Here is a 10,857-nt window from a genome sequence, read left to right as displayed (position 1 = left end):
GCGTCGATGATGCCGATCTTGAAGGTGACGTTCGCAGGGATCTTGATGCGGAACTTCAGATGGCCGTCCCCGAAGTCGAAGAGGTTCAGAGGCTCGATCGCCATGATGCCCGCGCCGAACCAGCCCAGGCCCGTCGTCTGCCAGGAGAGAGCGTCCTCTCCCTCGTACGGCGGAATCGTGCCGTCGGTGAGCGTCCCCTCCCACACGTAGATCTCGGATGTGACCTCAGGGACCAGCTCGCCCGTCACAGGCGTCTCCTCAGTGAAGAGACCGAACACGCCGCTCTCGAACTCAGGAGGGCCGAGATGGACCTCCCCTTGTCCGTTCCACTCGTAGACACGGACGTAGTCGACGTACATCTCCGCCGGGAGCGGCATCGTGACAGGCAGGCCACTCCCCGGGTCGCCCAGGTTGTACGCGTCGGTGAAGGCCCCGCCGACCGCGAGGTTCGTGACGAGATAGAACGGCTTCGTGAACTCATCCGACTCGGCGTCGATCGAGAACGGAGTCTCGAAGAGGTCGTACTCGACGCCGTCGTCGACGACCGTGAACCGGAGACTGCTCTCGTCCCAGTACATCCGGTAGAGCAGAAAGCGGTCGACGAGCGGGTCATCGTAGTTGTAGTACGGGCGACAGTAGAGATCGTCGGGGTCCCACGAGATGCTGGCGGCACCGGACGGGTTCCCTGGGTTCACGGCGTCGTCCGAGTAGAAGATGGCGTTCGCGCCGACGCTCTGATTGACCGTGGCGTTGTCCTGTCCGTTCCCGCCGTTGTGGGTGTCGTGGAGGTCGCGGTAGATCTGCTTCCCGCCCATCTCCATCATGTCGAGCTCGCCGCACCGAGGCCACGCGTAGTTGCTGTTGCCGAGAAGCCAGAACGCCGGCCATCCCCCGAGGTCCAGATCGGGAACGCGCATGCGCGTCTCGATCATCCCGTACCGAACGGTGACCTTCGACTTGGAGTAGAGCCTTCCCGACGTGTAGTTCAGCGGGTTCCCCCACTGGTCCACGATGCCCGGACCGCTCTCCTCGCGCGCGGTGATCCTCAGCGCCGAATTCCCCGGGTCGCCGGGGACCTCCACGACGTCGATGTTGTCACCGGAGTAGTACTGCAGCTCGCCGTTCCCCCATCCCCACGAACCGTTGCCCGTCAGGATGATCCAGTTGTCGAGATCGTCGAACGGCTCCTCCCAGATGAGGTCGCCGACCTGCGCGTGAGCCACGCCCCCAGTGAGGAGCACTGCCAGGAACATCACAAGAGCTGTCTTCACGTCGTCCTCCCATGGAACGCGACCGAGATGGACCCGCTCTCATCCAGACGCCAGAACCTGTGCCGCACACTATGGACCATTGTACACTTTGCTCGCCCAACTTACAATCTATCATCTCCAACACCACCCCATCTACTGGGACACATTGCCCATTCTATGGGCCCATCACACGGGATGAAAGAAAAAGATTGTTCGCCTACCGAACATAGTGTACACTGGTCCCCGTTCAGACTGACGCCGCGTTCTTCCTCGCCATGACGCTCCGGCCGCCATGGGGAGAGACCGGGTGCGGCGGGATGAAGCAGGTGGCAACGGCTGTGGTGCCGGAAAAGGGAGGAGAGACCATGCAGTTCAGCAACAGAGTGTTCATCGTCGCTCTCGCCGTGTTCGCCTTCGCCGCGATCGGAGCAATGGACAGCGCGCAGGCCGCGAACCTGCTCGTCAACCCTGACTTCGAGACGGGTGACCTGACGGGGTGGCAGGTGTTCGGCGCGAGCCCCAGCTCGTCGATCACGGTCCAGTCACCCGACAACGGGCCCTCGGCACCGGGAACGCACAACGCGTTCATGGACAACCAGGCACCGGCAGTCGGTCTCGTACTCAAGCAGTCGACCGATCCGGGAACCGCGTCCGACGGCGACGTGGACTACTCCTTCGATCTCAAGCTCGACCAGGCCGATGTCGGCGGCGTGTTCTTCGTCGAGATCTTCGCCGAGCAGTCGGGCGTCGGCATCGTCGGCGGCACAGGACTAATGGGGCCGTACTGGCCCTGGAACACGTGGGAGACGTTCAGCGGCTCGTTCGTCGCGCCTGCCGGAACGGACTTCCTCACGATTCAGTTCACGGCGACGACGGGAGCGGACCCTGCCAGCACCTGTCTGATGCACGTCGACAACGTCGTGCTCGACCAGGGCACCGTGCCGGTTGAGGCTGCGACGTGGGGCGGCGTGAAGGCCATGTTCAAGTAGGCGCTCTGGGTCGGCGGGCGTCGGCCCGCTCCGCTCGAAGAGAAGGGCCGCTCTCCTCACGGAGGGCGGCCCTTCGCACTGCGTCCTGCCCGGACAGACGACGGGGCCGGCTCCAACTGCGGCGCTGCTCTCCCGCACCTCTGTCCGAAGCTCTGTTCTACAAGCGCTCCAGATCGAACCGGTCGAGGTTCATCACCTTGTCCCACGCCTCGATGAAGTCGCGCACGAATGTGTCCCGGGCGTCCTCGCTCGCGTAGACCTCTGAGATGGCCCGGAGCTGTGAGTTCGACCCGAAGACAAGGTCGACCCTGGTGCCGGTCCACTTCAGTTCGTCCGTCGAGCGGTCGCGGCCTTCAAACGTGTCCCCGTCCTCCGAGACCGGCTTCCACACCGTGCCCATGTCGAGCAGATTGACGAAGAAGTCGTTCGTCAGCGTCCCGGGTCGCTCCGTGAAGACGCCGTGCTGAGATCCGCCGACGTTGGCACCCAGGACCCGCATCCCGCCGACGAGCACCGTCATCTCGGGCGCGGTCAGTGCCAGGAGCTGCGCCCGGTCCAGGAGAAGCTCCTCGGCCGGGACGGAGTACTTCTTCTTGAGGTAGTTTCTGAACCCGTCCGCACACGGCTCGAGAACGGCGAAAGCATCCACGTCGGTCTGCTCCGCCGACGCGTCCGTGCGTCCCGGCGTGAACGGAACCGTCACCTCGTGCCCGGCGTTCCGGGCCGCCTGTTCGACACCCGCGCAACCGCCCAGGACGATGAGATCAGCGAGCGAGACCTTCTTCCCGCCGGACTGCGGCTTGTTGAATTCCTTCTGGATGCCCTCGAGGGTCTCGAGCACGTTCCTGAGCTTCTCGGGCTCGTTGACCTCCCAGTCCTTCTGCGGCGCCAGACGGATGCGCGCGCCGTTCGCGCCGCCGCGCATGTCGGAGCCGCGGAACGTGGAGGCCGACGCCCAGGCGGTCGTGACCAGGTCCCGGACCGACAGACCGGAGGCGAGGATCTTCTCCTTGAGCGCGGCTGCGTCCTCTTCGTCGATGAGCTCGTGATCGACCTCGGGCACCGGGTCCTGCCAGATGAGATCCTCCTCCGGGACCTCCGGGCCGAGGTAGCGCGAGCGCGGCCCCATGTCGCGATGGGTCAACTTGAACCACGCGCGGGCGAAGGCGTCCGCGAACTCTTCCGGGTGCTTGAGATAATGTCGCGCGATCGGCTCGTAGATTGAGTCGAAGCGGAGCGACAGGTCGGCCGTGGTCATCATCGGCCGATGCTTCTTCGTCGGGTCGTGGGCGTCGACGATCATGTCCTCGTCGGCCACGTCCTTCGCCAGCCACTGGTGCGCTCCGGCAGGGCTCTTGACGCGCTCCCACTCGTACTTGAAGAGGACCCTGAGGTACCCCATGTCCCACTTCGTCGGTCTCGGCTTCCAGGCGCCCTCGATGCCGCTGCTGATCGTGTCGCCGCCCTTGCCTGCGCCGTAGCTGCTCTTCCAGCCAAGGCCCTGCTCCTCGATGGGGGCGGCTTCCGGCTCCGGACCCACGTGCGACGGGTCGCCCGCGCCGTGGCACTTCCCGAACGTGTGGCCGCCGGCGACGAGCGCGACGGTCTCCTCGTCGTTCATGGCCATCCGGGCGAACGTCTCGCGGACGTCGCGGCCGGACGCGACCGGGTCCGGGTTGCCGTCCGGGCCCTCCGGGTTCACGTAGATGAGCCCCATCTGGACCGCGGCGAGCGGGTTCTCGAGGTCGCGGTCGCCGCTGTAGCGGCTATCGGGCTTGTCGCTCGTGGCAAGCCACTCGTGCTCGGAGCCCCAGTAGACGTCCTCCTCGGGCGCCCAGAGGTCCTCCCGTCCGCCGGCGAACCCGAAGGTCTTGAAACCCATCGACTCGAGCGCGCAGTTGCCCGCGAGGATCATGAGATCGGCCCAGGAGATCTTCCGGCCGTACTTCTGCTTGATCGGCCACAGGAGCCGGCGCGCCTTGTCGAGGTTCACGTTGTCCGGCCAGCTGTTCAGGGGCGCGAAACGCTGGTTGCCGCCGCCCGCGCCGCCGCGGCCGTCACCCATGCGGTAGGTGCCGGCGCTGTGCCACGCCATCCGGATGAAGAGCCCGCCGTAATGGCCGTAATCGGCCGGCCACCAGTTCTGCGAGTCGGTCATGAGTGCGTAGAGGTCGTTCTTCAAGGCCTCATAATCGAGCTTCTTGAACTCGGAAGCGTAGTCGAACTCCTCCCCCATCGGGCTGCTCATCGGTGGGTGCTGATGGAGGATCCTCAGGTTCAGCTGGTTCGGCCACCAGTCCTGGTTCTTCGTCCCGCCTCCGGCCATGTGCGCACCCCTCTTGCCCGTCACCGGGCATCTGCTCTCCTTGGTCATGCCTCGCTCCCTTCGTCGTCCCCAGCTCCTCTGAAGTTGCTGTCGTGTGATCCCTCGTTCTGCTCTTTCGCGCAGCGACTGCACACGCCGAGCACTTCGACGCGCGCGGCGTTGACGCTTCCGAACGTCTCGACGGATTTCGGTATGCGAAGTTCGTCGAGCTCTTCGCTCTCGAAGTCGCGCGTCATACCACACCGGGCACAGACGTAGTGATGGTGTGGCGTGGTGTTGGGGTCGAAGCGCACGACGTCGCGCCGCGCTCCCAGCGTCGAGACGAGCCCCAGGTCCCTCAGAAGCCAGAGCGTCCTGTAGACCGTGTCGAGCGACAGGGTCGGCATCCCGGGCCGTAGTGCCTTCAGCACGGCCTCGGCGCTGGGATGGTCGACACTGGAAGCGACCTCCCGGAAGATCTCGAGGCGCTGGTGGGTCAGCTTGATGCCGGCCGTCCTGGCGGTCTCCTTGAAGCGCTCGACGCGGCGCTCGACCTCGTTCATATCTACCTGCAAAGTGCCTCCGATATAGGAATGACTAGCAGACAGGAAGAAAACCACACCAAGGGCGTCGTGTCAACCAAGAAGTAGAGACGTAGAGACACGGGGCCTCTGAGCGGTCGTGGGAGTTGGTTCGCGGGATGCCGGGAAAGCTGCTAGGCCGGGGCGGGCCCGGAATCTCCGCCGCCGAAGAGCGGCTCGAAGCACCTGCGGTAGTGGTACCCGTAGATCGCGAGCGCGACGGCAAGCGGCAGAGAGCGGGGTCGTCTGAAGAGCGTCCAGAAGAGGAGCCCAGGATACTGCCAGCGCTCGCGGCCCGCGAGGCTCAGATGGTAGAAGGACCGAACGGCCGCGAGGAGGTGGGACGGAGTGACCCGAACGCCCGTCCGGGGCGGCCGGTACTCGCGGAGGAAGGTCCTGACGCGGCGGTAGTAGTTCGTCGGCGCGTAGAGGTCGCGCAACAGGCCGCCGTACCCCGCCTGAAGGGACTCGAGACCCATGCGCGGGACGATGTTGGTCGTGCCGTCGGAGTTGTCGCCGGAGAGGTCGACGCGTATCCGCCCCTCGCGGTCGAGCCTGTCATAGAGAGCGGTTCCTTCCGGCGCCTGCAGCATGCCGACCATCGCGGTGACGATCCCGCTCTTCTGAATGAACTCCGTCATGCGAGCAAAGACCGACGGCGTGTCGTTGTCGAACCCGACAATGAACCCCGCCTGCACCTGGAGCCCAGCCCTCTGAATGCGCTTGATATCCGCCAGGAGGTCGCGGTTCCGGTTCTGTCTCTTGTGGCATTCGGTGAGATTCACCTCGTCCATCGTCTCGATCCCGATGAAGACCGTGTCGAACCCGGCGCGCACCATCATCTCCATGAGCCCGACATCGTCCGCCAGCTCCATGGTGACCTGCGCGCTGAACCTCATGCCGCGCTTCTTCTCGCTCCACTCTATGAGCGCCGGTAGAAGCTCGCGGCGGAGGAACATCCCCCTGGCGCAGAAGTTGTCGTCCACGAAGGGAACGAGACCCCGCCAGCCGAGGCCGTGAAGCGTGTCCAGTTCCTCGAGCACCTGAGAGACTGACTTCATTCGCCAGCGGCGGCCGAAGAGCTGAGTGACCTCGCAGAAGTCGCAGTCGTTCGGACATCCCCGGGAGAACTGAATGCCGCGCGAGGCGTACTCGTGTGGGTCCACGAGGTCCCATCGGGGCACGGGGCTGGTGGACATGTCGGCGAACTCGTCCGTATCGTACACACGGTGCGCGGATCCCCGCTCAAGATCGGCAAGGAAGGGAGGGAGCGTCAGCTCCGCTTCGCCCAGCACGAAGTGGTCGACGTCGTCGAACCTCGTCCTCTCGGCCTCGGACGCGAAGAGCGGACCTCCCGCGATCACGGTCAGGCCCGCCGCCTTGCAGTGCGCGGCGACCTCGAGCGCCGAGTCCCTCTGGACGATCATGCCGCTCATGAGCGCCGTGTCGCCCCAGGCGAGATCCTCGTCGCTCAGGGCGCGGACGTTCAGGTCAACGAATCGTAGGTGCCAGTCCGACGGGAGCATCGCGGCCACCGTGAGGAGACCGAGCGGCGGTGATGCGGCCTTCCGGTTGATGAGTCTGAGGGCGTGCGTCAGGCTCCAGAAGGTCTCGGGGGTCCTTGGGTAGATCAGGAGCGCGTTCATGCGGCTCACTGACTGCGCCGTGGAGAGGTGGCGCGGAGAGAGGAGAGAACGGGGCCGCCAAAGTACGCGCGAGAAGGCGGCCCCGTGAACTCAAAGGGTCGAGCGATATCGAGCCGGAGGCTACGCCTCGATCTTCCTGACGTTCTCCGCCGCGGGGCCCTTCTCGCCCTGAACGACGTCGAACTCCACGCGCTCACCCTCGGTCAGGGTCTTGAACTCGTCGCCACCCTGGATGGCCGTATGATGAACGAAGACGTCCTTGGAACCGTCCTCGAGCTCGATGAAGCCGAAACCCTTGCTGTCGTTGAACCACTTCACTGTTCCTGTCGTACCCACTATTGCTACCTCTCTTGCTTCTCGCCCGGCGGAGTCGAGCTCCGCCTCGGGCGATCATCCTGTCGGAGCCGGACGGTCCGGTGTTCCGACATTACCATGACGGGGCCACCTGCCCCTTGAGGCTTCCGTCCGCCGGTATGGCTCCATATCCCCGGGCGCCTCATGGCGCCCCGAAGCACAAAAAAGGGACCGGCTCGCGCGCCAGGTCCCTCCTAGGAGATTCCGGATATGTCACCATACCAACGTGGTCGCCTCTGCTTGACGGTAGACTAACCCCCCGACCCGCCCACGTCAAGCACAATCGACAGCCTTGACGAAGAAGGGACAGGACAGGCCCAGCCCGCAGGGCGAACTGCGTGTGTCCCAAGACCGTCGGGAGACCAGGACGAGGGGCCTCAAAGGCGGTGAGAGGTCATGCGGAGCCCTGCAGCATCGCGTCAAGAGCCTGCAGGAAGCGCGACCGGTCCTTCCTGTCGAACGGGTCGGGTCCCTTCGTTTGGATGCCCATGTCGCGAAGCTCGGCCGAGAGGTTTCGGGCCGCCACGGCCTCCCCGATCGAGTCGTGCGTGAACTCGCGCCCGCGGTGGCCGAGCACGCGCGCGCCCGCCTTCAGGCAGCGGTCCGCCAGCGGGATGTCGGCGGTCACGACGATGTCACGTTCAGCCGCGTGCTCCGCGATCCAGTCGTCGGCCGCCTCGACGTCACCCTCGACGAGAGCCAGCTTGAAACTGTCATCCTCCGGTACGCGCATCCACGAGTTCGCGACGACGGTCACACGGACGCCGTACCGGCGAGCGACGCGGTAGACCTCGTCCTTGACGGGGCACGCGTCGGCATCTACGAAGATCGTGGTCTCAGGTGAGTCCGTCAGGTGTTCTCCTCCATCTTCCCTATTGCCATGCACCGCCTGTGCGCGTCGCACCTGCCCGGGAGGCGGAGCGACTCGAGGCAGCATACAGAGTTCAGCTGTCGAGAGGAACGTGCTACTTGAGAAGGACCATCTTCCGCGTCACGATGCCCTCGGGCGTCGTGAGCACGCAGAAGTAGACACCCGACGCGACGTTCCCGCCCCGGGCATCGCCCGCGTTCCAGACAGCCTCGTGGTCTCCCGGTGGCAGTTCTCCATCGATCACCGTGTCCACCAGCCGCCCTGCAACGTCCAAGACTCTGAGTGTGACGGCGCCCCCGGCCGTCAGAGTGAAGCGCATCGTCGTCGCCGGATTGAAGGGGTTCGGGGAGTTCTGGTGGAGCGAGAGACGGGGAGAAATCTCCTCGTCCACGCCCGTGATGTCCGACAGCTCGTGTTTCCAGACGCCGCCCCCGCTCAGGCCCGCGTACAGGTGGTCACCGGACGGCCAGAGCGAGAGGACCGGCCCGCCGGGAAGCGCCCCGCCGAGTTCGTGCCACGACGTCCCGGGACGGATGCTGTAGAACACGTCCCCCGCGTTCGTGCCGACGAAGAAGTACGTCTCGGTCGCCGCCAAGCTGCGGATGTGGGTGTCCGGTGGCAGTCCCTCGTTCACAGCCATCCACGAGACACCGTGGTCGTCGGACACATACACGCCCTCGCCGGCTGTCCCGGCGAGCAACCTGCCGTCGTCCAGCACGAGGGACGTGATGGCGCCCGTCGGCAGGCCGTCGTTGACGGCGGCCCACGTGTCTCCGAGATCCTCGGTTCGGAACACGCCGCTCTCGGCTGTGGCCGCGAACACGCGTCCACCGTCTGACACGAGCGCGGTGATGTTGACACTGCCGAGCCCGTCGTTCCGCTGTGACCAGCTGACCCCGTCGTTCGTGGAGAGGAAAACGCCCTCGTCGCGGCTTCCGGCGAAGATGGAGTCCCCACAGAACGTGAACGCCTGGATCCAGTGGCTCGTGAGCCCGGTGTTCGACTGACTGTAGCTGCCGCCCCCGTCGACCGACCGGAAGACCCCCAGGAGGTCGGTCCCCGCGAGCACGAGCGACCCGTCCGCGATCACGGCCCGGATCTCGACGGTCCACACGGAGGTCGAGCTGTGCCAGCTGTCGCCTCCGTTGGTCGAGTAGAAGAGACCGGCCCCGTGGGATGCGGCGATGAGCCTGGTCGAGCTGCTCGCCAACCCGCCGATGCTGCTGGGGAAGGAACCGCCGAAGCTCAGCGACCAGGAGTCTCCCCCGTTCTGAGAACGGTAGACGTGACCGCTTGTCGCGCCCACGAAGAGGTTGCTGCCGTCGGTGCCGATGGACCACAGGCTGGTCTCGGAGAGACCGCTGTTGACGGTGGCCCAGGTCTGGCCGGAGTCGGTGGACCGGGAGACACCGGGGCCGTGCGCCGCCGCGTAGAGATCGCTTCCCAGGCTCACGAACCCCTTGACCGATGGGAGGCTCGTTTCCAGCGGGTCCCAGGTGTCGGCGTGGTCCTCGGACACGAAGACGCCGCTCCACAGCGTGCTGGCGTAGAGCTTCTCGTCGAAGGAGATCATCGACATGATGTTGGGTTCACCGATTCCGTTGTCGGCCGCCTCCCACGTCTCACCCAGGTCGCCCGATCGGTACAGCCCATCGAGGTAGGTGCCAGCGTAGAGGTAGGTGTCGTCACCGGCCAGCCAGTAGATGCGCTCCACCGGCAGACCGGCGTTCACGGCCTCCCAGCTGTCCCCCCGGTCCGAGGAACGGTAGACGCCATAGAGATAGGTTCCGGCGAAAAGCAGCCCATTGTGGGCGAGCAGCGTCTTCGTGTACTTGCCGGCGAGCTCCGTACCGCAGGGCTCCCAGGACTGCCCCTGGTCCGCTGAGCGGAAGACGTTCTCGTCGCTCGCAACGAACAGCGTGTCGCCCAGAATGGCGAGGGACTTGAGGTCGTGGCTCGTGAGACCGTCGTTCGAGAAGGACCATGAGTCGCCCGCGTCGTCGGTGACCAGGACGCCCCCACCCCCGGTGGCCGCGTAGACGTTCGTGCTGTCGGCGGCGAATGAGCGCACGCGTCCGCCCGGCGGACCGCTCGTGGCCTGCCAGCCGGCGTGAGTTGCCGACGGCAGCAGGAGAAGGAGAACTGACAGCGTGATCGGGAGGCGGGACGCAATGATCATCGCGGCCTCCTGCGCGGCATGAGCACACCCATGATGCAGTATAGCATACATGGTGCGCCCGCTCAACCCCCCGGACCGTGGAACACGCCGGACACTGCCTTCGCTGCCTTTCTTGTTGCGGGTCGGTTCATATGTGTGTTACCGTCTGTCAAGTTCGCGGGTTCTGTACCATCTCTCACAGGGGAGGATGCAATGAAGCAGTTGCTCATCATCGCTCTGGCTCTCTCGCTGTTCGCCACCGGCGCGGGCGCCTCTGACCTCGTCATCACCGGCGTGATCGACGGTCCGCTGACCGGCGGGCTGCCGAAGGCCATCGAGGTCAAGGCATGCGCCGACATCGCCGACCTCTCGATCTACGGGCTCGGGTCCGCCAACAACGGCGGCGGCACGGACGGCGAGGAGTTCACCTTCCCGGCCGATTCCGCTGTCGAAGGCCAGTTCATCTACGTCTCGAACGAAGATGTCCAGTTCCAGGCGTTCTTCGGATTCGCCCCGGACTACATCGACTACGCCTCCACGAGCATCAACGGCGACGACGCGGTCGAGCTCTTCATGAACGGCGGCGTCGTGGACGTGTTCGGCGAGATCGATGTTGACGGAACCGGCGAGCCGTGGGAGCACCTGGACGGCTGGGCCTACCGCGTCGACCAGACCGGCCCGGACGGCTCGACGTTCGTCCTGG

At 65.4% G+C, this 10,857-nt stretch carries 9 protein-coding genes; 2 read left to right on the top strand and 7 right to left on the bottom strand.

Annotated elements, in window-relative coordinates:
• Nucleotides 1-1,271 (bottom strand): family 16 glycosylhydrolase (locus tag GF405_09590; GenBank protein MBD3368404.1); only part of this gene is annotated, 1,271 nt, incomplete at its 3' end.
• 344 nt (nucleotides 1,272-1,615) lie between these two features.
• On the opposite strand from GF405_09590, the gene GF405_09585 reads away from it, so the two are divergent.
• A complete protein-coding gene (locus GF405_09585) occupies nucleotides 1,616-2,239 on the top strand; it encodes a hypothetical protein (GenBank protein MBD3368403.1) in 624 nt (207 codons plus the stop codon).
• 157 nt (nucleotides 2,240-2,396) lie between these two features.
• On the opposite strand, the gene katG is transcribed toward GF405_09585, so the two are convergent.
• The 6 genes from katG to GF405_09555 all read right to left on the bottom strand — a co-directional run bounded on the left by katG (nucleotide 2,397) and on the right by GF405_09555 (nucleotide 10,226).
• Complete coding sequence (gene katG, locus GF405_09580; GenBank protein ID MBD3368402.1) at nucleotides 2,397-4,613, bottom strand: catalase/peroxidase HPI; 2,217 nt, start codon at nucleotides 4,611-4,613, stop codon at nucleotides 2,397-2,399.
• Nucleotides 4,610-5,107 carry a transcriptional repressor gene (locus GF405_09575; GenBank protein ID MBD3368401.1) on the bottom strand — a complete coding sequence of 166 codons (498 nt, stop codon included), beginning with the start codon at nucleotides 5,105-5,107 and terminating at the stop codon, nucleotides 4,610-4,612. The genes katG and GF405_09575 overlap by 4 nt, the downstream gene beginning before the upstream one ends.
• A 152-nt stretch (nucleotides 5,108-5,259) precedes the next feature.
• Entirely contained in the window at nucleotides 5,260-6,771 is a 1,512-nt protein-coding gene (locus tag GF405_09570) for a DUF4070 domain-containing protein (protein ID MBD3368400.1), read from the bottom strand.
• A 120-nt stretch (nucleotides 6,772-6,891) separates the two neighbouring features.
• Nucleotides 6,892-7,107: a cold-shock protein gene (locus tag GF405_09565; protein ID MBD3368399.1), complete on the bottom strand. Its 216-nt coding sequence runs from the start codon at nucleotides 7,105-7,107 to the stop codon at nucleotides 6,892-6,894.
• Nucleotides 7,108-7,519: 412 nt separating this feature from the next.
• Nucleotides 7,520-7,978 carry a YaiI/YqxD family protein gene (locus GF405_09560; GenBank protein ID MBD3368398.1) on the bottom strand — a complete coding sequence of 153 codons (459 nt, stop codon included), beginning with the start codon at nucleotides 7,976-7,978 and terminating at the stop codon, nucleotides 7,520-7,522.
• A 112-nt stretch (nucleotides 7,979-8,090) separates the two neighbouring features.
• Complete coding sequence (locus tag GF405_09555) at nucleotides 8,091-10,226, bottom strand: T9SS type A sorting domain-containing protein (GenBank protein MBD3368397.1); 2,136 nt, start codon at nucleotides 10,224-10,226, stop codon at nucleotides 8,091-8,093.
• 141 nt (nucleotides 10,227-10,367) lie between these two features.
• Here GF405_09555 and GF405_09550 point away from each other — a divergent pair.
• A partial coding sequence (locus GF405_09550; GenBank protein ID MBD3368396.1) for an endonuclease I occupies nucleotides 10,368-10,857 on the top strand: 490 nt, incomplete at its 3' end.

It is taken from the genome of Candidatus Effluviviaceae Genus V sp. (assembly GCA_014728125.1).
Classification (GTDB): domain Bacteria; phylum Joyebacterota; class Joyebacteria; order Joyebacterales; family Joyebacteraceae; genus WJMD01.
The sequence above is the reverse complement of the archived record's forward strand: the minus strand, read 5'-3'. Positions and strand labels throughout refer to the sequence as shown.

Coding starts and splice junctions, on each gene's coding strand:
- GF405_09585 (MBD3368403.1), top strand. CDS start 1,616: ATGCAGTTCAGCAACAGAGTGTTCATCGTCGCTCTCGCCGTGTTCGCC.
- katG (MBD3368402.1), bottom strand. CDS start 4,613: ATGACCAAGGAGAGCAGATGCCCGGTGACGGGCAAGAGGGGTGCGCAC.
- GF405_09575 (MBD3368401.1), bottom strand. CDS start 5,107: ATGAACGAGGTCGAGCGCCGCGTCGAGCGCTTCAAGGAGACCGCCAGG.
- GF405_09570 (MBD3368400.1), bottom strand. CDS start 6,771: ATGAACGCGCTCCTGATCTACCCAAGGACCCCCGAGACCTTCTGGAGC.
- GF405_09555 (MBD3368397.1), bottom strand. CDS start 10,226: ATGTATGCTATACTGCATCATGGGTGTGCTCATGCCGCGCAGGAGGCC.